Source organism: Sphaerisporangium fuscum, assembly GCF_018531465.1.
GTDB lineage: Bacteria > Actinomycetota > Actinomycetes > Streptosporangiales > Streptosporangiaceae > Sphaerisporangium > Sphaerisporangium fuscum.
The window spans coordinates 16651-41781 of sequence record NZ_JAHDTF010000006.1 but is presented as its reverse complement, the minus strand read 5'-3'; the positions used below and the strand labels follow the sequence as shown (position 1 = coordinate 41781).

The following is a 25131-nucleotide window of genomic DNA, read 5'->3' as shown; positions in this document are numbered from 1 at the left end:
GCCTGCCCGACCAGCGCTTTTACTGGGTAGTGGCCGCTGGCCCGGCCCAGCGGGGCACCCGGGGGATGCCGTGGGCTCCCCCGGCGCCACCGGAAGCCGGACAGCCACATTCAGCGCGACGACTCTTACTCATCGCGGCGCCGGCCGGCCAGACGGGCTGTTGAGAACCAAGGAGTACATGAGATGCGAGCCGTAGTGATGCACGCCCCCGGCGACGTCCGGGTGGAGCAGCGCGAGGACCCCAGGATCCTCGCCCCGACCGACGCGATCATCCGGCTGTCCGCGGCCTGTGTCTGCGGGTCGGACCTGTGGCCCTACCGCGGCGTCGAGCCGCTCGAGGGCCCGACTCCCATGGGCCACGAGTACGTGGGCGTCGTCGAGGAGGTCGGCAGCGAGGTGACGACGATCAGGCCCGGCCAGTTCGTCGTCGGCTCGTTCGTCTCCTCCGACGGCACCTGCGAGATCTGCCGTTCCGGATACCCGTCCTCCTGCGTCCACCGGGTGTTCATGAACGCCGTCGGGACGCAGGCCGAGCGTGCCCTGATCCCGAACGCCGACGGTACGCTCGTCGCCACCCCGGGCATGCCCGACCCCGACCTGATCCCCGATCTCCTCGCCGCCTCCGACGTGCTGGGCACCGGCTGGTTCGGTGCCGTCGCCGCCCAGGCGGGGCCCGGCAAGACCGTCGCGGTCGTCGGCGACGGCGCGGTCGGCCTGCTCGCCGTGCTGGCCGCCAAGCAGCTCGGCGCCGAGCGGGTCATCGCGATGAGCCGCCACGAGCCGCGGCAGAAGCTCGCCCTGGAGTTCGGCGCCACCGACCTCGTCACCGAGCGCGGCGACGAGGGTGTAGCGAAGATCAAGGAACTGACCGGTGGCCTGGGCGCGCACTCGGTCGTCGAGGCGGTCGGCACCCAGGAGTCGACGCTCCAGGCCATCCGCTCCACCCGGCCCGGCGGCCACGTCGGCTTCGTCGGCGTCAACTACGGGGTCGCCATCGACGGCCTGGAGCTGTTCTTCTCCCAGGTCCACCTGCACGGCGGCCCGGCTCCGGTCCGGCAGTACCTGCCCGAGCTGATCGACCTGATCTGGGACCGGAAGATCAACCCCGGGAAGGTCTTCGACCTCGCCCTCCCCCTCGACGAGGCCGCCGAAGGCTACAAGGCCATGGACGAACGCCGCGCCATCAAGGCACTCCTGCGCCCGTGACCCGGGAAACCCCGCGGATCAGCCGAGAACGCCCGCGCGGTGCCCCACTGTCAGCGGCAGAGCGCGAGCCGGTGCCGGCGCCGCGCCGCCGCGGCCGGTAGAGCTCGTCCCGGCGGGCGGCGTTCCCGGTCAGCGGCGGCGCCGTTCGCACTCACGGACGCAGCAGCTGCCGCACCCGCGCGGCCTCCCGAGTGAGGTGGTCACGCTCCGGCACGCTGGCAGCGGCGCGGGAGGCCTCGGCGTACAGCTCGGCGGCGTGCTCCAGGTCACCGGCTCGTTCGTGCAGGTACGCCGTCACCGCGGCATATCGGGGCAGGTCGGGGCTCACCTCGGCCAGCGCCGCCAGCCCGGCCTGCGGTCCGTCGGCCTCCCCGACCGCCACCGCGCGGTTGAGCCGCGCCACCGGGCTACCGGTGAGGAGCAGCAGTTCGTCGTACCACTCCACGATCTGCACCCAGTCCGTCTCCGAGGCGCTCCGGGCATCGGCGTGCAGGGCGGCGATCGCGGCCTGCGCCTGGTATTCGCCCAGCCGGTCGCGCGCCAGCGCGGCCTGCAGAATCGTCACCCCCTCGGCGATCAGGCGGGTGTCCCAGCGCGATCGGTCCTGTTCCGCGAGCGGCACCAGGCGGCCTCCCGGCCCGGTGCGGGACACGCGGCGCGCATGGTGCAGCAGCATGAGCGCGAGCAGCCCCGCGACCTCGGGCTCGTCGGTCGAGGCGGCGAGCTGGCGGGTGAGGCGGATCGCCTCGGCCGCCAGGTCGACGTCTCCGCTGTACCCCTCGTTGAAGACGAGGTAGAGCACGCGCAGCACCGTCCCGAGATCGCCGGGCTCGTCCAGCGGCAGCCCCGCGATCCGCCGCTTCGCCCGGCTGATCCGCTGCGCCATGGTCGCCTCGGGGACGAGGTACGCCGTCGCGATCTGCCGCGTGGTCAGGCCGCCGACCGCGCGCAGCGTCAGGGCGACGGCCGAGCCCTGCGGCAGGGTGGGGTGCGCGCACAGGAAGTAGAGCCGCAGCGTGTCGTCCGTGACGGGCGCCGGACCGGCGGGAGGCTCGGCGTGTACGGTGAGCTCCCGCCCTCGCCGCGACGCCTCGGCGCGGGCGGCGTCGAGGAACTTGCGCCACGCGGCGGCGACGAGCCATGCCTTCGGATCGCGCGGTGGGTCGTCCGGCCAGGTGTCCAGCGCCCGGATCAGGGCTTCCTGCACGGCGTCCTCGGCCGACGCGAAGTCGGCCCCGCGCCGGACGAGGACACCGATCACCGCGGGCACGAGCTCCCGCAGCAGCGACTCGTTCACTCGGTCACCGTGGGCGGCTGGGTGAGGAACGGCCGGACCTCCAGCCACTCGTGGATCGGCGCGCCGCCGGGCCCGGGAGCGGCGGACAGCTCCGCGGCCAGCTGGAGCGCGCGATCCCACGAGTCCACGTCGATGACGTACCAGCCGGCGATGAGGTCCTTGGTCTCGGCGAACGGACCGTCGGTCACCGGTGGGCGCCCCTCGCCGTCATACCGCACGAACGTCCCCTCGGGCGCCAGCGCCTGGACGTCGACGAGCTCCCCCGTCTCCTCCAGGCGGGCCCCGAAGTCGCGCATGAACCGCACGTGCGCGTCGACCTCCTCAGGCGTCCACTGGTCCATCGGCCCGTGGTCGACCGCGGGGTCCGGGCCACCTCGATAGTGCTTCAGCAGCAGGTACTTCATGGTGGTTCTCCTTGTTCGTCAGGGGCCCGTGGTGGCCACTCTCGTCCCTGGGACGGAGCCGACACCACATTCTCGACAACGTGCGCGCGATTCGTTGCCCGGACCGGCCCCATGCCGCGCGGGCGCGGACCTCATCATGCCCGAAGGCGATCACGAGGCACGGTCACGCGACGGCGGTCCCCTCGAGCTCGACCATCAGGTCGGGGATCGCCAGCCGTGTCACCCCGAGCATCGTGGTGGACGGTGCCACCCCGGCGGCGCCCAACCGCGACGCCAGGACGCCGTAGTGCTCGAAGAGCCGATCGACGTCGGTGGTGTAGACGTTGAGCCGGACGAGGTTCGCGAGGGACATGCCGGCCTCACCCAGCACGGCCTCAAGGTTGTCGAGGCTCAGCGCCAGCTGCGCCGCCATGTCATCGGCATGCTCGGGCTTGCCGTCGCCGCTCATCGCGGCCTGCCCGGAGCAGTACAGGGTCCGGGTGTGCCCCGAGACGATCTCCCCCTGGTTGTACCCCAGCGCAGCCGACCACGCCCACGGGTTGACCGCCGTTCGCTCCATTGCCACATCAGCTCCATTCGATTCGTCGACATCACGTACGTCCGTCGGCTCGGTAGCCGCGGTCGTGTTGCCAAGCCTCCCGGCGAATCACGACATCCTGTGTCGTGTATCCCTGTAGTGTTTTCGCGTGCGCGCCGACCGGTTGGTCTCGCTGGTGCTCCTGCTGCGGCAGCACGGCCGGCTGTCCGCGGTCACGCTGGCCCGCGAGCTGGAGGTGTCCACCCGCACCGTGCTGCGTGACATCGAGGCGCTGTCGGCGGCCGGCGTCCCGGTCTACGCCGAACGCGGCCGGCACGGTGGTTTCGCGTTGCTGCCCGGTTTCCGGACCGAGCTCACCGGACTGAACCACGACGAGGCCCTCGCCTTGCTGATCGCCGGATCGCGGCGCGGGGCGCAGGCATTCGGCCTCGGCTCGGCGCTCGCTTCGGCGATGCTCAAGGTGGTCGACGCCCTACCCGAAAGCTATCGGGACACCGCGGCCGGCGCGGCCGAGCGACTGCTCATCGACCCGGAGACCGATCTCCTCTCGCGTCGTCTGGCCGCCGAGGAGGTGCCCGACGCCGTAGTGGCCGAGGTCCGGCGCGCGGTGCTCGCCGGACACAAGCTGCGCATCCACTACGCGGCCGTGGACCAGGCCCCGAAGTGGCGCACGGTGGACCCGATCGGCCTGGTCACCGTACGCGACCAGGGCTACTTGCTGGCCACGAGGTCCGGCGCGGACCGCACCTACCGGCTGTCCCGGATCTTGGCCGCCGAGGAACTCGCCGAACCCGCGCAACGACCAGACCGGGTCGATCTGGACCAAGCCTGGCAGGAACGCAGCACGCGGTTTCGGACCGGCGGCGACCAGGTCACCGTGCTGGTGCGGGTGGACCCGGCGCGGCGGGAGGACCTGGTGGGCACCGCGCTCGCCGTCCGCGCCGAAGAAACCGACACAGACGGCTGGCTGCGCCTGGAGGTGACCTTCCAGGATCCGCGACACGCCGAATGGGCGCTGTGGCAGCTCACCACGGACGCGGAGGCCCTGGCCCCGCAGTGGCTGCGCACCTCCCTGCGCGACCGCGCCGCCGCGATCGCCACCCGCTACGAGTCTCAACCCGAGAGTTAGCCGCCGGCCCCGGGACCCGTCAGAGCAGGGTTCCTCCTGAGGCGTCCAGCCAGTGGCCGGTCACCCAGCGGCTGTCGTCGGAGGCCAGGAAGGCCACCGCGTCGGCCACATCCTCGGGGGTTCCCACGCGGCCCATGGGAGACAGGGACGACACCCAGGCCAGCGCGACCCCGACGAGTCTGCCCTGGTGCATGTCGGTGTCGATGACGCCGGGCGCCACGGTCTTGTGATCGCGCGGGAAACGCCGCTCTTCAACCGACTGGGCTGTCGGCTCCCAGTGCCCGTCGTACGGCGGGGGCGAGGGCGGTGAGGGTGTCGGGGGCGGCGTGGGGAGCGCGCCAGGCGATCACGTGGTCGGGACGGACCAGCAGGGCGCCGTGGTCGCCGATGCCGCAGGCGTCCGCGGGTCGTGTCGCTGCCGCGGCGATCTGGCCGGGCAGGAGCGTCGCGTCGAGGAAGGTGCCGTGCGGGTCCAGCCAGCGCGCGGCTTGTATCCAGGGGCGTCCTTCGGGTCCGGCGAGAAGCAGGTAGCGGCCATCGCGGACCAGGTCGAGCGTGGAGCCGGGCCCGTCAGGGTCGCTGAGGGGCAGATGCGGCAGCCGGGTGCCCGGCTCGCCACGCCAGCGGTCCGGTTCCTCGGCCAACGGTGCATCGGCGGCGGCCGGATCGTCACCGGGCACGGGGTAACGGTAGCCGATGGCCACCGCCGCCTCGCTGAGCAGCGGACGGTCCTCGATCGGGACCCGGGTGCGGTCGCGGGCGCGCAGCAGCGCCTGCTCCACCGTGATCCGGCCCACCGCGCGGCGCTCGGGCTCGTAGTCCTCCAGTAGCCGCGGGTCGGCGTGGCCGCGCAGGACCGAGACCAGTTTGGTAGTGAGGTTCCAGGCGTCCTGGATGCCGGCGTTGGCGCCGAAGCCGCCGGCCGGCGGGGTGACGTGCACCGCGTCGCCGAGCAGGAAGACCCGGCCGGACCGGTAGGAGTCGGCCACCCAGCCGCCCATCTGCCAGGGGCGGCGTCCGGTGAGCGTGAAACGAGATGGAGGCAGCCCGAGCGCGCGTGAGACGATCCCACGGCACCGCTGGACATCGAACGCTGCCGGATCGGTGAGTGCGGGATCGTAGGTCACCGACACCGTCCCGTGGTCCTGCGCGGTGTTCCAGGACAGGTACGCGTTCTCGGGCGGGCCGGTGAAGGCCAGGGCGAGCCGGCGGCCGTCGAGCATCTCGCGCATGTCGGCTTCGAAGCCGATCTCCATGACGTGGGCGATGACCTCGGTGCCGCTGCGGCCGATGCCCAGGCTCTCGCGGACGGCGCTGCCGTTTCCGTCCGCGGCCAGCAGATAGTCGGCCGCCACGGTGTACGCACTGCCGTCGCTGCCGCGGATCCCCGCCACGACCTGGTCGTCGTGCCGGCGCAGTTCGACGAGCCGGTGGCCGAACCGCAGGTCGGCACCGGCGGCGTGTGCGTGCGCGCGGACGACCTTCTCCAGGTCGGCCTGCCTGACGAAGGCGCTGGGGCACGGCGAGACGCTGCTGAAGTCCTGCGCGGCCGGTAACCGCCAGCGCCGCAGCTCCGGGCCGGCAAGCGAGGCGACCACCGCGGCGTGATCGGCGGGCGGGAGACGGTGCTGGACGGCGTAGACGTCCCGGTCGGCTCCGACAGAGCGGTACGCCTCCATTGTGCGTGGATAGAACAGCTTGGCGCGCAGCCTGGTCGAGACCGCCGGGTGCTTCTCGACCAGGACGGGAGTGATGCCGCGGGCGGCGAGGAACAGTGCGGCCGAGGCCCCCACGATGCTGCCGCCCACGATCAGAACGGGAACGCGTTCGGGCGGCGGATCGGCAGCCGCCGAAGCGGTCCTGCCACCTGCCGTGACGGTTGCAGGGGCGAGATCGGACATGAGGACCTCCATCAAACGAATCAGAACAGGTCTGTTCCATTATTACCTGACGCAATGGACCAAACGAAACAGCCCTGTATCGTTACTGGCGTGAACGAGGAAGTCCCGGGCCGTCGCGGCGGGCGGCAGCGCGACCCCGCCGCCGACGCGGCCATCATCGACGCGGTCCTCGACATGGTCGCCGCCGGCGCCACCCTCACCGGCCTGTCACTGGTGACCATCGCCAAGCAGGCCGGAGTCTCCCGCAACAGCGTCTACCGCCGCTGGAGGACCAAGGACGAGCTCTACCTCGACGTGCTGGAGACGATCAACAAGCCGCGGCCCTCGCCGACCGGCGCCGGCACTCGCGACGACCTGGCCGTCCTCCTGCGGGCCCTGGCCGAGCGCGTCGTCGACAAGCGGGCCAGCAGCATGCTGCGAGCCCTCAACGCCGAGGCTGTGACCTTCCCCCGACTGCACAGGCGCTACTTCGAGGAGATCGTCGCCCCCCGGCGGGAAGCCATGAACCACGTCCTACGACGCGGCGTGGAACGAGGAGAGATCCGCCCGGACATCGACCCCGACCTGATCTCCGAACTCCTCGTCTCCCCCTTGCTCGCCCGCATGGCATCGGGCAGCACCGACCAACTCGACCCGGAACAGGCCAGCCGGCAGATCATCGACCTGGTCCTCGACGGCGCGGCGGCCCCACCGGCCTGACGGGACGACGCACTCGAGTATGGGAGTGTCCCACCTGCGGCCGCCTCGATGGTGCTTCGGCGCACGGTCGCTTCGGCGGCATTCAGCCGAGCTGTTCGGCCAGTCCGACGATGATGCCCTCAGGGCCGCGGACGTAGCAGAGCCGATAGCTGTCCTCGTACCGCGCCACCTCGCCGACGAGTTCGGCGCCGTGAGCGCGCAGGCGGGCGACGACGTCGTCGATGTCGTCGACGGTGAACATGATGCGACGGATGCCGAGCGTGTTCGCCGGTGCGTCCTTCGGCTCGGCGCTGATCGCCTTCGGCGTGTGGAACATCGCCAGCTCGATCCGGCCGTGGCCGTCCGGGGTCCGCAGCATTGCGATGTCCTGCCGGACGTCGTCGATCCCGATGACACGCTCCACCCAACGCCCCTCGACCGGCGCCTTGCCCTCCAGCTCCATACCGAGTTCGACGAAGAACGAAATGACAGCGTCAAGGTCGTCGACAACGATGAGGACGTTGTCCATCCGCTGGATCGTCATGCTGGTCTCCTTGGTTCGTCAGGGCCGAGGCCGGCCGCATTCACCCCTGGGACGGAGCTGCCAGGCCGTTCTCGACATCATCCGCGACAACTTCTTCGAGAACGTCTCGACGCGGCAGTGCCCGTCACGCGCGGGCCCGCAATCGCCGTTGCCGACCGGCTCACTCCGTCACGGGCAGGCACTCGGCGAGCAGGTCGACGATGTCGCGCCAGGCTCGCCGCGCGTGCCGCGGGTGGTGGCCGACGCCGGGGACCACGGTGTGGTCGACCGGCGGGTGGTGGAAGGCGTGCAAGGCGCCGCCGTAGACCACGAGGCGCCAGTCGACGCCCGCGGCCTGCATCTCGGCGGTGAACGCCTCCCGTTGCGCGGACGGCATGATCGGGTCTTCCGAACCGACCCCCGCCCACACCGGGCAGCGAATGCGCGCCGCCTCGCCCGGTCGGCCCGTGGTCAGTGCGTTGACTGTCCCGATCGCGCGCAGGTCGACCCCGTCGCGCCCGAGTTCCAGCGCGACTGCGCCCCCCGTGCCGTAGCCGATGGCGGCGATCCGGCCGGGGTCGGTCCGCGGTTCGGCGCGCAACACGTCGAGCGCCGCGTCGCCGATGCCCCGCATCCGGTCAGGGTCGGCGAGCAGCGGCATGCAACGGGCCAGCATCTCCTCGGGGTCGGCCAAATAGCGCCCGCCGTGGAGGTCGAAGGCCAGCGCGACGTATCCCAGCTCGGCGAGCGCATCGGCCCGGCGGCGCTCGACGTCGCTGAGCCCCATCCCCTCGGGCCCGACCAGGACCGCGGGCCGGCGGTCGACACCGGCCGGGAGCGCGAGATGCCCGATCATCGTCAGGCCGTCGGCCGGATACTCGACCGTGCGTGTTGTAACCGTCGACATGAGACCGGACTGTAGCGATCGCCGATCTCGGCCGGGCCGGTGTTCACCGCCGGCGGACGAGCGAGCTATGGAGGAAACGCCGGATTCGTGTGCTGCGTAGACATCGCCGCCCCCTGACCTCGGCTCCGCGCGGACCCCGGCCTCGTCCTGTCCCGGCAGGCCGGCCACCGTTTCCTCGGCTACCTGCGCGCCCAGCGGGACCGCATGGTCGAGCACCCGGACGGCAAACGCACCAACCGGCCCGAGCTCATAGCCCAGTACGGGTACGACACCAAGTACGCCGGGCACATGATCCGCCTCGGCGTCCAAGGCGTCGAGCTCCTCGAAACCGGGCGGATCACCCTGCCCATGCCCGTACCGTGGCGGTCCCTCATCGTCGACGTCCGGCAGGGCAAGCACAGCCGGGACGAAGTCCTCGGCATCGCCGCCGGCCTGGAGGCCCGCCTGGAGCAGCTGATCCCCACCTGCGATCTCCCGGAGGAGCCGGACATGGACCGGGTCAACCGATGGCTCGTCAACGCCTACCGAAGCGCCTGGACGGCTTGATTCAGGAGAATCCAGGGACGGCGGCGGGCCGGCGACGGGTACGCCCGCGGGTCATCCGGTGGAGACGCTCGCGAGGATGGCGCCGCGAAAGAGGACGAGGGGGCGCCCGCTCCGTCGAGACGGGTCAGGACGATCTCATCCCGAGGGCCCGGAGCCGGGGACGTGCCCGAGCCGGGCGCAGGGCGACGACCAGTGTGCCGTTCGCGAGCGCGTCGCCGAACCCGCCGACCCTGATCAGGCCGAGCAGGTCGGAGCGCCGCTCGTCGGGCACCCGGGCGAGGAAGACGGCGGCTCCGGGCGCGCGGACGCCGGGCGGCAAAGGGTTGACCCGTACGGCGAGCGGGTCGGGACGCCCGGACGCGCAACCGCTCGCCGCGAGCACGGCGGTGAGGGCCGTCGCCGTCAAGGCCGTGCCGAGGGATCTCGCCGTGCCCGCCGTTGGTCCCCTGCGCATCGATTCCCCTCCACCTCGTGGCGCCGCGAGCCTCCTCCCGGGGCCTGGAGGCCATCCTCCGTCACCGCCCGGCGGCGGGTCAGGCGAGGGCGACCAGGTCGCGGTAGTCCTCGCTCCACAGGTCCTCGTCCGCGTCGGGCAGGAGCAGGACGCGGTCGGGACGCAGGGCGTCGATCACGCCCTCGTCGTGGGTGACCATCACGATCGCCCCAGGGTAGGAGCCGACGGCGGCCAGAACCTCGTCCCGGGAGGCGGGGTCGAGGTTGTTCGTCGGCTCGTCCAGCAGCAACACGTTCGCTCCCGAGTGCACCAGCCCGGCCAGGGCCAGGCGGGTCTTCTCCCCACCGGAAAGCACCCTGGCGGGCTTGTTCACGTCGTCGCCGCTGAACAGGAACGCGCCCAGCACCTGCCGGGCTTCGCCGTCGGTCAGATGCGGGGCGGCGTCCGTCAGGTTCTGCCGGACCGTACGATCGGCGCGCAGGGTGTCGTGTTCCTGGGCGAAGTAGCCCAGACGCAGCCCGTGCCCGTGCACCACACGCCCGGCATCCGGCGGTTCCTCGCCGGCGAGGATGCGCAGAAGAGTGGTCTTGCCGGCGCCGTTGAGACCGAGGACGACCAGCCGGCTCCCCCGGTCCACGGCCAGGTCGACCCCGTCGAGGACTTGGTGGCCGTCATAGGACTTGGCCAGGCTGACCGCACCCAGCGGCATCCGCCCGCACGGGGCCGGTTCGGGCAGCCGGATCTTGGCCACCTTCTCCGTCCGGCGGGCCGGTTCCAGTTCCGCCAGCATGCGGTCCGCCCGCCGGGCCATGCTGCGGGCCATGACGGCGGTGGCCGAGCGGGCCTTCATCTTGTCCGCCTGCGCGTGCAGCGCGGCGGCCTTGCGCTCGGCGTTCGCCCGCTCCCGCTCCCGCCGCCGGCGGTCCGCCTCGCGCTGGGTCAGGTAGGTGTCCCAGCCGGTGTTGTGGATGTCGATCGCCGCGCGGGTGGGGTCCAGATGGAAGACCCGGTTGACGACCTTGGAGAGCAGCCCGGTGTCGTGGCTGATCAGCACCAGGCCGCCCTGATGGCCTTGAAGGAATGTGCGCAGCCAGGCGATCGAGTCGGCGTCCAGGTGGTTGGTCGGCTCGTCCAGCAGCAGCGTGCCGCCGTGGTCGGCGAACAGGATCCGTGCCAGCTCGACCCGGCGTCGCTGCCCGCCGGAGAGGGTGCCGACCGGTTGGGTCAGCACTCGGTCGGGCAGCCCGAGTCCGGCCGAGACCCGGGCGGCCTCGGCCTCGGCCGTGTACCCGCCACCGGCCTGGAACGCCGCTTCGGCGCGGGCGTAGGCGTTCATCGCCTGCTCCAGGGCGGCGGACCCGGCGGCCTCGGCCATCGCGGCCTCGGCCGCGCGCAACCGGTGCAGAGCCTTGTCCAGGCCGCGGGCGGACAGGATCCGGTCCGTGACGGTCACGGCGAGGTCGGCCACGCGGGAATCCTGGGCGAGGAACCCCACCGTCCCGGTCCGGGTGATCGTCCCGGCGGCCGGCACGGTGTGCCCGGCCAGGGCGGTCAGCAAGGTGGTCTTGCCCGCGCCGTTGCGGCCGACCAGGCCGATCCGGTCGCCGGGGGACACGGTGAAGGAGACGTCCGAGAGCAGCAGGCGGGCACCCGCGCGCAACGCGACATCGCGAACGGAAATCATGATGTTACGCTCCGAGAAAGCTAGAGGACACACTTCTGGCGTGGAAGCGGGTCCTCAGCTAGGAAACTCGGGGCGTGGACATGGGCCCATGCTACGACACCCCGCACGCCGCACCTCTCCGGTCTCGTCCGGGCGCCGTCAAGAACCGTGCGACGAGCCGCGAAACCGCCTTCGCACCGGGATTCCGTCGCGTTCGTCCACGAGTGGTCGCAGGTGACCTATGAGTCGGCGGCGAGACTGCCCAGCAGCCCCAGCGGTTCAGCGCTCCGGCTGCGATGGCGCGGGAGAACGTGGGATCCGCTGGCCGGCGCTGATCGTCAAGGCTATCTTGACGGCATGTCTCAGGAGGCGTGCGCCGTGTTGTTCGACCTGCCGCCAGAGGATCCCGACCAGGCGGCGCGGCCGCTCACCGTCGTGCGGCGGTTGGCCCCGTTAGCCGGTGTCTTCTTGCTCGCGGCGTGCGCGACGGGCAAGGCCACGCCACCGGCGTCCCCGGCCACCCCCGCCCCGTCTGCGACAGGCATCGCGTCCCTGAAACTGGAGGTGCTGACCGACCGGCTGGGACCGCCGATGAAGCGCGGTACCGGCACCTGCCCATCACCTGGCAGGAACGTCGACCAGCTACGCCCCATCACCCTGCCCCGCTCGAACTGGGAACTGGCCTCGGCGACGGCGGAGGAGGGCGAGCTCGGCCAGGCGACGGTCACGCCGGACGGCGCGCTCTGGGCTCTTCACGAGACCGGCCGCACCCAGGAGCCGGTGCGGTGGACCGGTTCGGCCTGGCAGAAGCTCCCCGCGCTCCCGCTCGGCAAGGACCCCCAGGTCAGGCTGGGAGCCGCATCGGCTGACAGGGCCTGGATCATCGTCGAGAGCGCGCCGCCCATGTCTCCCGACGACCCGCCGGCGACCTACGTCGTGTCCACCTGGGACGGCCGCGCGTGGCGGAGTGAGCGGGTGGACCTGGGGGTGCGGCCCGCCAGCGGCGAAGAACTGGCGGCGCAGGGGGCCTGGGTGCTGCTCGGCGATCGCGCGATGCGCTGGAGCGGTAAGGCATGGCAGACCGCGCCCCTGCACTCCTACAGCTACCAGGTGGCGGGCACCACCGAAGAGCCGTGGGTGATCGCCCCTCCCGACCCGGACGACGAGGACGAGGCACAGATCCAGCTGTCGAGATGGACGGACCAAGGCTGGCAGGCCGTCCCCTTGCCTGAAGGGATGACCCTGCCTCCGGGCACCAAGGCCATCCACCCGGACAAACCCTTGACGGAAATCGCGGGTGTGGCGCGGACCGGGCCGGAGGAGTTCTGGGTCGCGGGCACGTTCAGCTGGGGCGAGCACGAGCCCGTCGACGAGGAGGACATCCCGGTCTCCAGGAGGCTGGTGATGCGCAACGTCGCCGGCCGGTGGAGCTGCTGGTGGGGCCCGACCGACGACGATCAGCCCGATCCGTTCGTCGACGCGGTGTCCGACGGACGGGGCGGGCTGTGGGCGGCCACGGAGCTCGGCATGTTGTGGCATCTGTCGGACGGGCGCTGGACACGCGAGCAGGCGCCCGTCGACAAGGGGGTGCCGGTGATCAGAGATTTGGCCGGCTCGCCGGGCGGTGAGATCTACGCCCTCGGCGGCATCGGCTCCAAGCGGTCGGCCGAAGAAACCAGGCCCGCATTGTGGCGGCTCAAGCCGTGAGCAGCCCTCCGCCGGCCGGCAACGCAAGAGCGCTGCTCTGGGAGGCTGGCGAGAGCGTGGTCCGGTTGCTCAGGCGAAGTCAGGCGGCGGGCTTGCCGAACCAGCGGGAGAGGTGGTCGTCCAGGTCCCGCTGATCGTCGCCGATCCAGGCCACGTGGCCGTCGGGGCGTAGCAGGACGCACGGAACGTCCAGTACGGCAGTGGGATCCGCCAGGTGATCGACCCGGTCTGACCAGCCGCCGACGGTCAGGCGTTCGGTGCGGTCCAGCAGCAGGCCGCGTCCGCGGTGCAGCAGACCGTAGAGGTGGCCCTGTTTCACGTCGATGTCCCGCAGGCGGCGCCCGAGCAGGTCGGGGCCTTCGCCGAAGTCGTAGCGGATGCCGATCCCGGTGATCTTCTCGATCAGATGGCGGTTCACCTCGTCGAAGTCCATCAGTTCGGTGAGCAGCCTGCGCACGGCCTGCGGGCCCGGTTCGGTGGACAGCAGTTCCGTCTGGGCGCGGGTGTTGTCCAGCACCTCCTCGGCGACCGGATGACGTTCGGCCTGGTAGGTGTCCAGCAGCGTTTCCGGCGCCCAGCCGCGGATCTGTGCGGCCAGTTTCCAGCCGAGGTTGAACGCGTCCTGAACGCCCAGGTTGAGGCCCTGTCCGCCGATCGGCGGATGGATGTGTGCCGCGTCGCCGGCCAGCAGCACCCGCCCGACCCGATAACGTTCGGCCAGCCGGGTGGCATCCCCGAACCGGGACATCCAGCGCGGGGAGTGCACGCCGAAATCGGTTCCGGCGATGGCGCGCAACTGCCGTTTGAAATCCTCGAGGGTGGGCGGCTCCGCGCGGTCGCTGACTCCCCCAGCGGGGACCAGGACGCTATAGATCCTTTCACCGAAGGGCCGGAGCCAGAATCGCTGATGGGTCTCGCGGATTCCGGTCACCTTGGCGGCGATCTCCTCCTGCGGCACGCCCACTTCCATCTCGCCCATCAGCGTCTCGGTCCGTGAGGGCTCGCCGGGGAAGCCGACGCCGAGCAGTTTGCGCACCGTACTGCGCCCGCCGTCACAACCGACGAGGTAGCGCGAACGCAGCCGTTCCCCGTCGGCCAGCTCGACGGTCACGCCCTCATCGTCCTGCTCGAAACCGGTGACCGCGCAACCGCGCCGGACCTGCGCACCCAGTTCGATCGCATGTTCTTCCAGCAGATGTTCGATGACCGGCTGCGGGATGCCCAGCAGGTAGGCGTGCGCGGAATCCAGGCCCTTGGGCGCGGGTTTGGGGATGGCGGCGAAGAAACCGCCGGCCGGACGCTGTCTTCCATGCGGGAGAATGCGCTCCAGCAGTCCGCGCATCGCCATCAGCTCGAGACTGCGAACATGCAGACCGACTATGCGGACAGACGACTTGGGCTCGGTTTCCTTCTCCAGAACGAGTACCCGCACGTCGTGCAGCCGCAGTTCGGCGGCCAGCATCGCGCCGGTCGGCCCGCACCCGGCAATGATCACGTCGAACATGAGGGGCGCGCGATCGGCGCCGGATGCCGGCGACCGGAGTCCGGGGACGTCGCCCCCGGTGAAGTCGCGCTCGACCGTGTCGTTCGGCGACGGCTCGGCGGGGAACTGCAGAGAGCTCATAGGTGTTGCCTTTCGGGAGTGCCTTGTTGGCGAGGCGCTCCCGGCGACACCTACGTCGATCGCCCGGCCGTGACGGGAATGGGGAGCACCCACATCGCTACAGCGTTCATGGGGCTCACCTCCTCCTCCGGCGTCACGGTCACCTGCAAGCTACAAGCCCGAGCATCGTCCCGTCCACTCCTTTCCCAACCACCTGATCACGACCCCGAACGGGGCCGTGGGAGGGGCGGCCGTAGCCTTGCGTTCATGGTCGAACGGGTGAAGGTCGCGGTGGTCGGTGTCGGTAACAACGTGTCCGCGCTGGTGCAAGGAATAGCGCTGTACCGGGCCTCGGGGAGTGTGACCGGGATCCGCCGGCCGGTGCTGGAGGGGCTGGGCGTGGGCGATGTCGACTTCGTGGCGGCGTTCGCCACCTCGCCGGAGAAGATCGGGCGGGACCTGTCCGAGGTGATCTTCTTGCCGCCCAACAACTATCCGCGGATCACCGGCGAGCTGCCGCTCTCCGGCGTCACGGTGCGCCGGGGCATCACCGACACCGCCGACGCCACCGAAGTGGACCGGGTGGCCGGGGAACTCGCCGGAGCGGAGGTCGTGCTTTATGCCGCTCCCAGTGGCCGGCCGGAGACAGCGCACGCCTACGCGGAAGCGGCGTTGCGGGCGGGAGCGGCGTTCATCAACACCACCGCCGACCCGGTGGCCCGCGATCCGCAGTTGCTGGACCGCTATGCCAGGGCCGGACTGCCACTGCTGGGCGACGACCTGACCAGCCAGTTCGGCACCTCGGCCGTGCATCACGCCCTGCTGCGGCTGCTGGAGGAACGCGGGCTCTCCCTCACCAGCTCCTATCAGGTCAACCTGGGAGGAACCGAGGACTTCCGTAACCTGGTCGAGAACGGCGACACCAAGATGCGGTCCAAGCTCAACGCCCTCGCCTCCGAGAGCGAAGCGCCCGGCCGGGTGCAGGTCGCTCCGCTGGGATACCTTCCGCACCTGAAGTCGCACAAGGTGGCGCACATCAACATCGAGGCACAGGCCTGGGGCGAGACCACGGTGTCCCTGGATGTGAAGTTGACGGTGCACGACCCCAGTGGCGCCGCCGGAGTCAACATCGACCTCGTCCGCATGGCGGCCAACGCGCTGCGGCAGCGCCGTGGCGGCTACCTCGATGAGGCCGCGCCGCTGCTGAAGTCCCCTCCCGGTACCGCCGTCTGATCCGCGGCTGCCGGCTCTTCGTCGTTGGCTGTTCCTCGAAGCCCGTGCCCTTGGCCGTATCGGCTCGGGCCGCGTTCAGGCAGGGCCGCCGGTGGCGGTCGGCGAGGTGCCGAACAAGATGCGCAGTGCGGTCTTCCGGCTACTGGTCACGTGCTCGACGGCGATGGCGGCGGCCGCCGCCGGATCGCCAGAGGCGATCGCCTCGTACAACCGATTGTGTTCGGTGCACAGCCGTTCAGGGTCGTCGGTCTGGCGGAACAGCCAGTCCAGACGACCGTGCAGGGGTTCCAGGATGGTGCCGAGGAGGTTGTTGCCGGCGATGGCCGTGATCTCCTCGTGAAAGGCCATGTTGGCGTCACCGAAGTCGTCGACGTTGCCCGCCGCCGCGGCCCGGCTCGCCTTGTCGAGATGCCGTTTGAGTCGCCGTATGTCGGCCTTGCTCGCGTGCTCGGCGGCGCGGCGGGCGGTGAACGCCTCTAGCGCTTCGCGTACGTCGAAGAGCTCTTGGACGTCGGTCTGCGACAAATGCTTGACGACGACTCCCCGTCGCGGCACGACATGGACGAATCCCTCGGACTCGAGCATCCGCAGGGCCTCGCGCACGGGGACTCGAGATACACCCAGTTCGTCTGCGAGCTCGCGTTCGACCATCTTGCTACCAGGCGGAAGCTGCCCCTTCACGATGCGGTTCCGGATCTCCAGCCGGACCTGGTCGCGCAGCGACGTATGCGCGAGACCCAGCGGCGTCTTGGGCTGACGCGACATGTCCACCTCCTCTCACCTCTTGGTATACCGCATCCCAGCAATATGCCAATCTACCTCGAATTCCAGGCGAATGCTTGACGTTCGCGAACTTCAGGCAGTAGGCATACGGTATACCACCACTTGGGGAGATTCGCTTGTTCAGAGCGTCCCCGGCCGGAAGTAGAGGCGTCATGAATGACCGAACAATGAGAACCGGCGCGCTCATGGTCGCGCTGCTGAGCGCATGCGTGGCCTTCCAGCTCAACGCGAGCATGCTCAGCCCGGTCCTCCCCTCCATCGCGACCGAGCTCGGCGTCGATGAGGCGGCGGTCGGCCTGTCGCAGACCGCGTTCTTCACCTCCGCAGCCCTCTTCGCCGTTTTCGTACCGCGCCTGAGCGACATCAAGGGCAGACGGCGTGTACTCGTCGTCACCCTCGCCCTCGTCGCGGTGGGGTCCGTCCTCGCCGCCCTCGCGCCCAGCATTTTCGTGCTCGACGTGGCGCGTGTGATCCAGGGCTGTTCCGGCTCTGTGATCGCGATCTGCCTGCTCATGCTGCGCGCCGCCGTTCCCGACGCCCGCCGCTACGGCGCCCTCATGGGCGTGGTCACCGCCGTCAACGGCGGCATCGCCGGCGTCGACGTGCTGCTCGGCGGGTTCCTGGCCACCCACTCCGGGTTCCGGCCGGTCTTCTGGCTCATGGCGGTCGTCGCGCTGGGCGCGACCGTCCTCGTCGCTTGGCTGGCACCCGAGTCCCGGCCGTCGGAGCAGGCCGTGATGGACTGGCGGGGCGTGGTCCCGCTCGTCGTGGCGATCGGGTGCGTCCTCGTCGCGCTCAACGAGGTGAGCAAGCTCGCCGCCGCGAACTGGGTGCTGGTCGTCGTGCTGGGTGCGGTCGCCCTGGTGTCGTTCACCGTCTTCTGGTTCGTCGAGCGGGCGACTCCGCACGCCCTCGCCAGTCCCGCACGGCTACGGCAACGCTCGACCTGGGCGCTTCTGCTCACCACCACGCTGGCGCTGACCGGGATCTTCGCCACGGTCAACGGACTGGTGGTCGCCTTCGCTCAGAACCGCGAGATCGGGTTCGGGCTCGCGGCGGACGCGACGTCTCTGCTGCTCCTCTGCCCCTACGCGCTCGTCGGCTGGGCGGTCGGTCCTTTCGCGGGAAGGCTGGCCCCCCACATGGGCTACCTGCGCGTGCTCCGTCTCGGCCTCGGGGGCAGCGTCGTGGCGCTGGCGCTGATGGCCGCCGCCGGTCTCACGTCGCTGCCGCTGCTCATCACCGCGGTCGTGCTGCTCGGTATCGCCTACGCCGGCATGGCCAACATCATGCTGAACGGGCTTGCCGTGGTGCTCTCGCCGCAAGACGCCCAGGGATTCCTGCCGGGCGCCAACTGCGGCGCGTTCAACTTCGGCGCCGGGTTGAGCTTCGCCGTCCTGCCCGTCGTCCAGCTCGCCGGCGGCCGGGCCTGGTCATCGGCCCCCGGCAGCTACGCCGCCGCCATCGGCTGCGGCCTGGTCATCACGGTCGCCGCCTTCGCCACCTCGTACCTCATCCCGCGGCCCACAGCCGCCGAGATCCCCCGTCACCGATCCGCCGGCGACGGCCTGCTCACCGCCACTATGGAAGGGAAGGCGTACTCATGAGCCGAAAGGTCATTCTCGACGTCGACACCGGGACCGACGACGCAGTAGCGATCATGTTCGCGGCGTTGCATCCGGAACTCGACCTGATCGGTGTCACCACCGTCAACGGCAACGTGCCGCTGGAGAACACCACCGACAACACGCTGCGGGTACTCGACTGGATCGGCAGGTCCCGGATCCCGGTCTTCGCCGGGCTCAGCCGTCCCATCGCGAGGCGCGGCTTCCCCTCCACCAAGCACTTCGAGCGGGACTCCGACGTCGACCCGCACGGCAGCGCCCTGCCGATCCCGCCACCGCGCAGCACGCGCCAGAACACCGGGGCCGTCGAGTTCCTGGTCGAGACGCTCCGGGCGACAACCGAACAGATCACCCTGGTACCGGTCGGACCGCTGAGCAACATCGCCACCGTCCTCGCCATCGATCCTTCCCTGACGGAAGCGGTCGACGAACTGGTGGTGATGGGCGGCGGCCACGCCGTGACCAACGTGACCGCGTCGGCCGAGTTCAACATCTGGGCCGACCCCGAGGCCGCGAGCATGGTCCTGTCCGCGGGGTTCACCCGTACCACCCTGGTGCCGCTCGACGCCACCTACCAGGCGCTGGTCACCAGGGACACCTGCCTCCAGCTGGAAAAGTCGGGGACTCCCGCCGGGATCGCCGCCTCCCGGTTCATCTCGCGACGGATCTCCGCCTATCAGGGCGTCGTGTCCGCCGAAGACGCCGCACCGGTGCACGACGTGGTCTGCACCGCCTACCTCGTCCAGCCCCAGGTCATCACCACTCGGAGCCTGCACGTCGCCGTCGAGACCACCGATTCCCTCACCGTCGGCCGCACCGTGATGGACACCCGGCTCGGGGCGGCCCAGCAGCCCAACGCCGACGTCGCCTTCGGAGCGGACGCCAAGCTCCTGGCGGAGCTACTGCTCGACGTCTTCACTCGTCACGACGGCGGCGCACCAGCCTGAGCCACCCTCCCTACCACCCGTTCGCACACGACCGGCGATCCGATCGTGTGCGAACTCGTCACCAGGCCCGGCGGCTCCTCACCGTCAAAGCCCTGCGGGCAGGCGTGGTCCGGAAAGCGGCGATCGCGGATGTACGGGCGTCATGTCGCCACGCCGCTTGACCCTGACGCAGGGTCAGGCTCTCAGCATGGTGGCATGACCACGGAAACCAAGGCGATTGAGGTCGACGAGCTGTACGACGAGCACAACAATGCTGGACAGCGGGCGGAGAGAGGCGACAGGACGATGCGGCACTTCACGATCCAGCACGACGGCGTCACGATCCCGGTGTCCCGCGGCGGCCAGGGGCGACCGCTGGTCCTGTGCCCTGGGCTGAACTCGACACAGGCGGACCTGCGCCAGCTGACCATGCTGCTGCGGCGCGACCACGACGTGGTGACCTTCGACCTGCGGGGCCATGGCCTCGCCTCCGCCGCCGGCCGGTACTCCTTCGAGGATTTCCTCAGCGATCTCGTCGCGGTGATGGCCGAGCTGGGAAACCTCGGCCTGCCAGCGGCGCCCGTGCTCGTGGGCTACTCGCTGGGCGCCGACCTGGCCGTGCACTACGCCTCGGAGCATCCTGACACCGTCGCCGAGCTTGTTCTCATCGACGGGGCGAACCCGGTGCCCGAACCGTTCATCACCGAGGCCGTCCTGCCGGAGTTCCGCGCCATGTGGGAGGATCTGGCGACGCAGCAGGAGGCCAAGCGGGGCACCCCGCGTCAGGTGTTGCTCACCGCCAAGGAGATTCTCGACCTGAACCTCGAGATCGATGAGATCCGGTCCGAGATCCTCGACCGGTACAGGAAGATCGACCGGCCCATCAGCCTGATCATGTCGACCGCGATGGCCGGCGACAGCGGCGAAGGGCATGCGCCCCGTTTCAACCAGAACTGGCGTGCCGGCGTCGAGCGGCTTGTCCGCGAGCAACCCCACATCGCCACCACCTGGCTCGAGGCCGATCATCAGCTGGTCTTCACCCATGCCCCGGAGATCGCCCGGATCATCCTCGCTGCAGAAGGCCCGGCCGGCCGGGCGACCTCTCGAGCGACTCCTGGAGACCGATCCGATGCTGACCATCGGTGAGCTGGCGTCGTACGCCGGAGTGACGGTGCGCGCGGTGCGGCACTACCACGCCAAGGGGCTGCTGCCGGAGCCCGAGCGGGACCACTCCGGCTACCGCAGATACGACGCCGGCGCCGTGATCGAGCTGATCAGAATCCGGACCCTCGCCGAGGCCGGGGTTCCGCTGGCGCGGGTGCGGGAGCTGCTGCGGGCCAGTGAGGAGGAGTTCGCCGCGGCGGTCGCGGACATCGACAGGCGGCTGCGGGCGGAGATCAGCGAGCGGCAGCGGCACCTCGAGCGAATCGCCCGGCTAACCTCCGGGGACAGCCTGGTACTGCCCCCGGAGGTGGTCGAGTATCTCGACCGGCTGCGGGCGCTCGGGGTCGACGAGCGGATCGTCCGGGCCGAGCGTGACGGCTGGATCCCGCTGGCCACGCATTCACCCGCGCGGGTCCCGGAGTGGATGGCACGCAAGCGGGAGCAGCTCGACGATCCACGGCTGGTCGACTTCTACCTCACCCTGAGCCAGGCTCTCGACCGGACCGACGACGACCCGCGGCTGGTCGAGCTGGCCGACGAGCTGGCCGCCTACATCACACGTATGGCCGACGAGCGGGGCGAGGACTATGTCGACGACACCGACATCGAGTCACCGCTCGTCAAGCTGATGGACGCGCTGGCGTTCGACACCGTGCCGCCGGCGCGTCGGCTGATCGAGCTGCTGAAGCAGCGAGGCTGGACGGGCTGGACCAAGCTCGAGCGCGTGGCCCCTACACCGGGTGTGGGTCCCGGGTAGCGCCGGTACGGACAGGATGTCGCCGATGTCGGGCATCGGGGACGGAGCGCGAACCAGAAGCCTTCCCCGGTAGCGACCGTGAAAGCGGTCCTCCCCGGCACACGGGAACGGCGCGGCGGCCACATCTTCGTCATCACGTCGATGGGCGAGCACACCACCTTCCCCGGCCTGGCGTTCTACGAAGGCAGCAAACGGCGTGCGGGTCACGGCCGTGGCTCCCGGCGCGTTCAAGACCGACTGGGCAGGAAGGTCACTGGCCCGCGTACCACGCAGCATCGCCGACCACGACGCGCTGTTCGACCCGATCAGGACTCGCCGCCAGGCCCTCGCGGGTCAGGGCATCGGTGACCCCGATCGCGCGGGCGACGCCATCCTCACCCTCCTGGAGGTGGAGAAGCCTCCCGTGCACATCCTGCTCGGCTCGGACGCGATACGCCTGGTCAGCGCCGGGCGCCAACGCGTCCAGGACGACTTCGACGCCTGGGGGGAACTCAGCCGCTCCACCGACTCCACCGAAGGCGGAGTGACAGTCGCCTGACACTGGACAATTCACCAAGACAGCAGATCGGTCCAGAGCGTCTCGGTCAGGCCGAGTCGATCACGTCCGGCCACCGGCCGGGTGAGCCGTCCTGAGTTCCCGGCGCAGGCGGGCCGGGTCGGCTTCGGTGACGGCCGTCTTCCCGTCCAGCTCCCAGCCCTTCCCGTACGCGGCGGCGAAGGCTTCCTCGCCCAGCGCGACCCGCCCTCGGCGGGTGAGCTCGCGAACCTGCGGATCGGTGCGGTCGTGAGTGCCGCGCAGCCGGGAGGCGGCGCCGAGCAGGACGGCCGACTCGTGATGCCGCCCGTGCGCCTCGGCGAGCGCGGCGGCGTTCACCGCCACCAGCGAAAGGATCGGCAGGTCCCGGGTCTCCAGCGCCGCCGCGTACGCCTTCGCCAGCATCTTCTCCGCGCCGGCCAGGTCGCCCAGCTCAAGGCAGAGCGAGGCCCGTACGCTGCCGACCAGCGTCCGCACGTGGTCCCCGGCGAACGTGGTGTCGCCGTCAAGATCCCGTTCGGCGTCGTCAAGGAGTGCCCGGGCCCGGTCCAGGTCGCCGAACCGCACCCGGAAGCCGGCCTCCCAGGCGTCGAACAGAACCAGCAGCTCCTTCGAGGTCGCCCGCCGCGCCCGCTCGCGGGCCGATTCGGTCATAGCGATCGCCAGCTCGGTGTCGCCGCGCCGCAGGTGCAGGTCGATCCAGCGCAGGTCGCTGAACACCTGGTCGCCGAGGCTGAGCGAGCCGAACTCGCCGGCCAGCGACCGGGCCTCGCGCAGATCGGCCAGCGCGCCGTCGAGGTCGCCGTCGTACTGCCGCAGCTGGGCGCGCATCGGCAGCGCGGTGGCCTGGCCCCAGCGGTCGCCGACCTGCCGGAAGCGGGCCAGGGCCGCGGTCACGTCGGCGCGCGTCCTGTCGAGCTCGCCCGCGTTCTCGGCGAGCCGGGCCCGGAACATGCGGGCCAGCCCGGACAGCCACACGTCGTCGCCGTCGGCCAGCTGCTCGACGATCGCGAGCGCGGTCTTCTCCTCCTGCAGGAACGCGAGCGTGAGCACGTAGGCGCCGTATGGGCCGGGCAGCTCCGGGTACGCGAGCAGCCGGTTCGTCAGCTCACGTATCTGCGCCCGGTCGTCCGCGGCCTCCCCGGCGGACATCCCTGGCCGGGTGTCGACCCGGTTGGAGAGGTAGATCGCCTGGGCGCAGTCACGGTCGGGCGTCGGTTCGCCGCCGGGCACCGCCAGTGCCTCGCCCAGCCAGTGGGCCGCGTCGAGGTGCCGGCCGAACATCTGCCAGTACCAGGTCAGGCTCAGGGCGAGCGCGACCGCGCCGGGAGCGTCGCCGGTGTCGCACCGCCGGCGCAGGGCGGCCAGCGCGTTGTCGTACTCGGCGCTGATGACCCGCATGGCCGCCAGCTGGCCGGGGCCGCGCAGCTGCGGATCGTACCGGGCCATGAGCTCGGTGAAGTGGCCGGCGGCCAGGTCGCGGACGGTGCCGAGGTCGCCCGTCTCGGCCAGGCGGCCGGTGCCGTACTCGCGCAGCGTCTCCAGCATGCGGTAGCGGCCCGGTTCGGGCGCGAGCTGCAGGAGCGACCGGTCGACCAGGCCCGCGAGCAGCTCGGGGATCTCGGCGGCCGGCACCGCGGTGCCGGCGCAGACCGCGGTGGCCGAGGCCGCCGTGACGCCGCCGGGCAGGATCGAGACGCGTTCGGCGACCGTACGCTCGTGTTCGCCCAGCAGCTCCCAGCTCCAGGCGATGACCGCGCGCAGCGTGCGGTGCCGGGGCAGCGCGGTGCGGCTGCCGGTGGTGAGCAGCCGGAACCTGTCGGACAGCCCGTCGGCCAGCTCGGGCAGCGACAGCGTCCGCAGCCGGGCCGCGGCCAGCTCCAGCGCCAGCGGCATCCCGTCCAGGCTGCGCACCACTCTGCGGACCTCGGGCAGCGTCGTCTCGTCCACGTCGAAGCCCGGGCGCACGGCCGCCGCCCGCTCGGTGAACAGGCGTACCGACGCCGCCCGCCGGGCCTGTTCGACGCCGTCGTCGGGCGCGGGCAGCGCGAGCGGGCCGAGCGGCACCAGCGCCTCGCCGTCGACCGCGAGGGGTTCGCGGCTGGTGGCGAGCACGCGCAGCCCGGCGCATCGGGACAGCAGTGCCGCGACCAGATGGGCCACGGCGTCGATCAGGTGCTCGCAGTTGTCGACCAGCAGCAGGCTCTCTCTGCCACCGAGCTTGTCGACGAGCAGGTCCAGCTCGTCGCCCTCGACCCGCATCCGGGCCTCGGACATCGCGCCCCCGCGCAGCCCGATCCCGGCGAGCACGGCCGCGCCGACCTTGGACGGCTCGGTGACCGAGGCGAGGTCGATCACCCAGGCGCCGTCGCGGTACTCGTGGCGGTGACGGCGGGCGGCCTCGACGGCGAGACGCGTCTTGCCTGCGCCGCCGGGACCGAGCACGGTGACCAGGCGCCCGGCGGCGAGCAGCGTGTCGATCCGCGCCAGGTCGTCGTCGCGCCCGATGAAGCTGGTCAGCGGCGCCGGCAGATTGCCCGACCTGGTCTGCGCGGCGTCCGGGGCGGGCCGCTCGGCGCGCAGCAGGCGCAGGTGGCGCTCGCGCAGTGCGGCGCCCGGGTCGGCGCCGAGGACGCCGGCCAGGGTTTCGCGGACCCGCTCGTACAGGGCCAGGGCCTCGGCCTGACGCCCCTGGGCGGCAAGGGCGTCCATGAGCAGCGCGGCCGCCCGCTCGTGGACGGGGTGCTCGGCGAGCAGGGCGGTCAGGCGGGCGGCGGCCGCGTCGGCACGGCCCAGCGTCAGCTCGGCGTCGGCGAGGTCGGCGACGGCCTCGATCGAGGCGTGGGCCAGCCGGGTCGCGGCGGCGGGCGCTACCGCGGCGACGACCGGCGGCTCGGCGCCGGGACGGTCGCCCCACAGCGTCACGGCCTCGCCGAGCACGGCCGCCGCGGCAGCCGGGTCGCCGGCGCGCAGGCGGTCACGGCCGGCTGCGGCGAGCTGCTCGAACCGCAGGGCGTCCACGTCGGCCGCGTCCACGTCCAGCCGGTAGCCGCCCGCGACCTGCGCGACGTCGCCGGCCGAGCCGAGGGTCCGGCGCAGCCGCGAGACGAGGGCCTGCAGGGCGTGGGCGGGGCCGGCCGGCGGGTCCTCGGCCCAGATCGCGTCGACCAGGACGCCCTGCTCGACCGGGCGCCCGCCGGCGAGCGCCAGCCGTGCGACCAGGCCCTGCGACCGCGCACCAGGAACGGGCAGGGCGGCGTCACCGCGGGACGCCTGAAAGGCGCCGAGCAGCGTGACGCGAAGCCGCGCGTCCCCGTCCATCTCCCGATCTTCGCGCACGCGCCCTCGAGTCCCCAAATCAGGCACGGCTCCGGCTTCCCCATTGCTCACGGGCCGCCACCGCCCTTCCCGGCCGACGTCACCACGGGTGCTCGAACTCGGCGCTGACGCGTCGCGAGACGGGATGTGAGCGCCATAAGTGCCCCCGTCAGCGCCGTGTGCGCCCCGTGTGAGCGGCCCGCTTCAGTCTTTGCGTGCCTGAAGAGAACAGGA

22 protein-coding genes and 1 pseudogene are annotated in these 25131 nt (G+C 71.2%); 11 read left to right on the top strand and 12 right to left on the bottom strand.

The annotated features are described in order from the left end of the window. Positions 1-183 precede the first annotated feature (183 nt). Entirely contained in the window at positions 184-1206 is a 1023-nt protein-coding gene (locus tag KIK05_RS09210; protein WP_214410179.1) for a zinc-dependent alcohol dehydrogenase family protein, read from the top strand. Positions 1207-1357: 151 nt separating this feature from the next. Here the strand turns inward: KIK05_RS09210 and KIK05_RS09205 are convergent, their stop codons facing one another. From KIK05_RS09205 to KIK05_RS09195, 3 genes are all read right to left on the bottom strand, one after another. Next, positions 1358-2503 carry an RNA polymerase sigma factor gene (locus KIK05_RS09205; protein ID WP_214410178.1) on the bottom strand — a complete coding sequence of 382 codons (1146 nt, stop codon included), beginning with the start codon at positions 2501-2503 and terminating at the stop codon, positions 1358-1360. Further along, entirely contained in the window at positions 2500-2907 is a 408-nt protein-coding gene (locus KIK05_RS09200) for a YciI family protein (RefSeq protein WP_214410177.1), read from the bottom strand. Before KIK05_RS09200 ends, KIK05_RS09205 begins: the two co-directional genes overlap by 4 nt. 163 nt (positions 2908-3070) lie before the next feature. Continuing rightward, positions 3071-3466, bottom strand: a complete 396-nt coding sequence (locus KIK05_RS09195) for a RidA family protein (protein ID WP_214410444.1) — start codon at positions 3464-3466, stop codon at positions 3071-3073. 127 nt (positions 3467-3593) lie between these two features. On the opposite strand from KIK05_RS09195, the gene KIK05_RS09190 reads away from it, so the two are divergent. Beyond that, positions 3594-4574 carry a helix-turn-helix transcriptional regulator gene (locus tag KIK05_RS09190; protein ID WP_214410176.1) on the top strand — a complete coding sequence of 327 codons (981 nt, stop codon included), beginning with the start codon at positions 3594-3596 and terminating at the stop codon, positions 4572-4574. Positions 4575-4593: 19 nt separating this feature from the next. Here the strand turns inward: KIK05_RS09190 and KIK05_RS09185 are convergent, their stop codons facing one another. Beyond that, positions 4594-4794, bottom strand: a complete 201-nt coding sequence (locus KIK05_RS09185; RefSeq protein ID WP_308249830.1) for an SDR family oxidoreductase — start codon at positions 4792-4794, stop codon at positions 4594-4596. Between the two features lie 31 nt (positions 4795-4825). Further along, a complete protein-coding gene (locus KIK05_RS09180; protein WP_250562510.1) occupies positions 4826-6475 on the bottom strand; it encodes an FAD-dependent monooxygenase in 1650 nt (549 codons plus the stop codon). Positions 6476-6565: 90 nt separating this feature from the next. Between KIK05_RS09180 and KIK05_RS09175 the strand changes: the two genes are divergently transcribed. Then, complete coding sequence (locus tag KIK05_RS09175; RefSeq protein WP_214410174.1) at positions 6566-7174, top strand: TetR/AcrR family transcriptional regulator; 609 nt, start codon at positions 6566-6568, stop codon at positions 7172-7174. 82 nt (positions 7175-7256) lie between these two features. Here the strand turns inward: KIK05_RS09175 and KIK05_RS09170 are convergent, their stop codons facing one another. Both KIK05_RS09170 and KIK05_RS09165 read right to left on the bottom strand, forming a co-directional pair. Next, entirely contained in the window at positions 7257-7682 is a 426-nt protein-coding gene (locus KIK05_RS09170; RefSeq protein WP_214410442.1) for a VOC family protein, read from the bottom strand. Positions 7683-7857: 175 nt separating this feature from the next. Further along, complete coding sequence (locus KIK05_RS09165; RefSeq protein ID WP_214410173.1) at positions 7858-8583, bottom strand: dienelactone hydrolase family protein; 726 nt, start codon at positions 8581-8583, stop codon at positions 7858-7860. Positions 8584-8727: 144 nt separating this feature from the next. Here KIK05_RS09165 and KIK05_RS09160 point away from each other — a divergent pair. Further along, positions 8728-9129 (top strand): annotated as a pseudogene (locus tag KIK05_RS09160) (DNA polymerase beta superfamily protein); the annotation flags it as partial. A gap of 124 nt (positions 9130-9253) precedes the next feature. On the opposite strand, the gene KIK05_RS09155 reads toward KIK05_RS09160, so the two are convergent. Further along, positions 9254-9583, bottom strand: a complete 330-nt coding sequence (locus tag KIK05_RS09155) for a hypothetical protein (RefSeq protein WP_214410172.1) — start codon at positions 9581-9583, stop codon at positions 9254-9256. Positions 9584-9662: 79 nt separating this feature from the next. Further along, complete coding sequence (locus tag KIK05_RS09150; RefSeq protein ID WP_214410171.1) at positions 9663-11267, bottom strand: ABC-F family ATP-binding cassette domain-containing protein; 1605 nt, start codon at positions 11265-11267, stop codon at positions 9663-9665. Between the two features lie 336 nt (positions 11268-11603). On the opposite strand from KIK05_RS09150, the gene KIK05_RS09145 reads away from it, so the two are divergent. Continuing rightward, the gene (locus tag KIK05_RS09145) at positions 11604-12953 is read left to right on the top strand and encodes a hypothetical protein (RefSeq protein ID WP_214410170.1); all 1350 of its coding nucleotides are present in this window, start codon (positions 11604-11606) and stop codon (positions 12951-12953) included. Positions 12954-13032: 79 nt separating this feature from the next. On the opposite strand, the gene rox is transcribed toward KIK05_RS09145, so the two are convergent. Further along, positions 13033-14457, bottom strand: coding sequence for a rifampin monooxygenase (gene rox, locus KIK05_RS09140; RefSeq protein WP_214410440.1), 1425 nt, complete (start codon positions 14455-14457; stop codon positions 13033-13035). Between the two features lie 366 nt (positions 14458-14823). Between rox and KIK05_RS09135 the strand changes: the two genes are divergently transcribed. Further along, positions 14824-15789, top strand: a complete 966-nt coding sequence (locus KIK05_RS09135) for a hypothetical protein (RefSeq protein WP_214410169.1) — start codon at positions 14824-14826, stop codon at positions 15787-15789. 75 nt (positions 15790-15864) lie between these two features. On the opposite strand, the gene KIK05_RS09130 is transcribed toward KIK05_RS09135, so the two are convergent. Continuing rightward, entirely contained in the window at positions 15865-16554 is a 690-nt protein-coding gene (locus KIK05_RS09130; protein WP_214410168.1) for a GntR family transcriptional regulator, read from the bottom strand. A gap of 170 nt (positions 16555-16724) precedes the next feature. Between KIK05_RS09130 and uriT the strand changes: the two genes are divergently transcribed. The 5 genes from uriT to KIK05_RS09105 all read left to right on the top strand — a co-directional run bounded on the left by uriT (position 16725) and on the right by KIK05_RS09105 (position 21582). Then, positions 16725-18179 carry a uridine transporter UriT gene (gene uriT, locus KIK05_RS09125; RefSeq protein WP_214410167.1) on the top strand — a complete coding sequence of 485 codons (1455 nt, stop codon included), beginning with the start codon at positions 16725-16727 and terminating at the stop codon, positions 18177-18179. Continuing rightward, on the top strand, positions 18176-19144 hold the full coding sequence (locus KIK05_RS09120) for a nucleoside hydrolase (RefSeq protein ID WP_214410166.1): 969 nt from the start codon (positions 18176-18178) through the stop codon (positions 19142-19144). The genes uriT and KIK05_RS09120 overlap by 4 nt, the downstream gene beginning before the upstream one ends. Positions 19145-19189: 45 nt before the next feature. Continuing rightward, on the top strand, positions 19190-20269 hold the full coding sequence (locus tag KIK05_RS09115) for an alpha/beta fold hydrolase (protein WP_308249829.1): 1080 nt from the start codon (positions 19190-19192) through the stop codon (positions 20267-20269). After that, complete coding sequence (locus KIK05_RS09110; RefSeq protein WP_214410165.1) at positions 20253-21044, top strand: MerR family transcriptional regulator; 792 nt, start codon at positions 20253-20255, stop codon at positions 21042-21044. The genes KIK05_RS09115 and KIK05_RS09110 overlap by 17 nt, the downstream gene beginning before the upstream one ends. 196 nt (positions 21045-21240) lie before the next feature. Next, a complete protein-coding gene (locus tag KIK05_RS09105) occupies positions 21241-21582 on the top strand; it encodes a Rossmann-fold NAD(P)-binding domain-containing protein (RefSeq protein ID WP_214410164.1) in 342 nt (113 codons plus the stop codon). 60 nt (positions 21583-21642) lie between these two features. Here the strand turns inward: KIK05_RS09105 and KIK05_RS09100 are convergent, their stop codons facing one another. Further along, positions 21643-24900, bottom strand: a complete 3258-nt coding sequence (locus KIK05_RS09100; protein ID WP_214410163.1) for an AfsR/SARP family transcriptional regulator — start codon at positions 24898-24900, stop codon at positions 21643-21645. Positions 24901-25131: the final 231 nt, after the last annotated feature.

What these genes read in the sequence shown, in the direction of transcription:
- KIK05_RS09210 (WP_214410179.1), top strand. Translation starts at nt 184, where the DNA reads ATGCGAGCCGTAGTGATGCACGCCCCCGGCGACGTCCGGGTGGAGCAG.
- KIK05_RS09200 (WP_214410177.1), bottom strand. Translation starts at nt 2,907, where the DNA reads ATGAAGTACCTGCTGCTGAAGCACTATCGAGGTGGCCCGGACCCCGCG.
- KIK05_RS09195 (WP_214410444.1), bottom strand. Translation starts at nt 3,466, where the DNA reads ATGGAGCGAACGGCGGTCAACCCGTGGGCGTGGTCGGCTGCGCTGGGG.
- KIK05_RS09180 (WP_250562510.1), bottom strand. Translation starts at nt 6,475, where the DNA reads ATGTCCGATCTCGCCCCTGCAACCGTCACGGCAGGTGGCAGGACCGCT.
- KIK05_RS09170 (WP_214410442.1), bottom strand. Translation starts at nt 7,682, where the DNA reads ATGGACAACGTCCTCATCGTTGTCGACGACCTTGACGCTGTCATTTCG.
- KIK05_RS09165 (WP_214410173.1), bottom strand. Translation starts at nt 8,583, where the DNA reads ATGTCGACGGTTACAACACGCACGGTCGAGTATCCGGCCGACGGCCTG.
- KIK05_RS09155 (WP_214410172.1), bottom strand. Translation starts at nt 9,583, where the DNA reads ATGCGCAGGGGACCAACGGCGGGCACGGCGAGATCCCTCGGCACGGCC.
- KIK05_RS09150 (WP_214410171.1), bottom strand. Translation starts at nt 11,267, where the DNA reads ATGATTTCCGTTCGCGATGTCGCGTTGCGCGCGGGTGCCCGCCTGCTG.
- KIK05_RS09145 (WP_214410170.1), top strand. Translation starts at nt 11,604, where the DNA reads ATGTCTCAGGAGGCGTGCGCCGTGTTGTTCGACCTGCCGCCAGAGGAT.
- rox (WP_214410440.1), bottom strand. Translation starts at nt 14,457, where the DNA reads ATGTTCGACGTGATCATTGCCGGGTGCGGGCCGACCGGCGCGATGCTG.
- KIK05_RS09135 (WP_214410169.1), top strand. Translation starts at nt 14,824, where the DNA reads ATGGTCGAACGGGTGAAGGTCGCGGTGGTCGGTGTCGGTAACAACGTG.
- KIK05_RS09130 (WP_214410168.1), bottom strand. Translation starts at nt 16,554, where the DNA reads ATGTCGCGTCAGCCCAAGACGCCGCTGGGTCTCGCGCATACGTCGCTG.
- uriT (WP_214410167.1), top strand. Translation starts at nt 16,725, where the DNA reads ATGAATGACCGAACAATGAGAACCGGCGCGCTCATGGTCGCGCTGCTG.
- KIK05_RS09120 (WP_214410166.1), top strand. Translation starts at nt 18,176, where the DNA reads ATGAGCCGAAAGGTCATTCTCGACGTCGACACCGGGACCGACGACGCA.
- KIK05_RS09110 (WP_214410165.1), top strand. Translation starts at nt 20,253, where the DNA reads ATGCTGACCATCGGTGAGCTGGCGTCGTACGCCGGAGTGACGGTGCGC.
- KIK05_RS09100 (WP_214410163.1), bottom strand. Translation starts at nt 24,900, where the DNA reads ATGGACGGGGACGCGCGGCTTCGCGTCACGCTGCTCGGCGCCTTTCAG.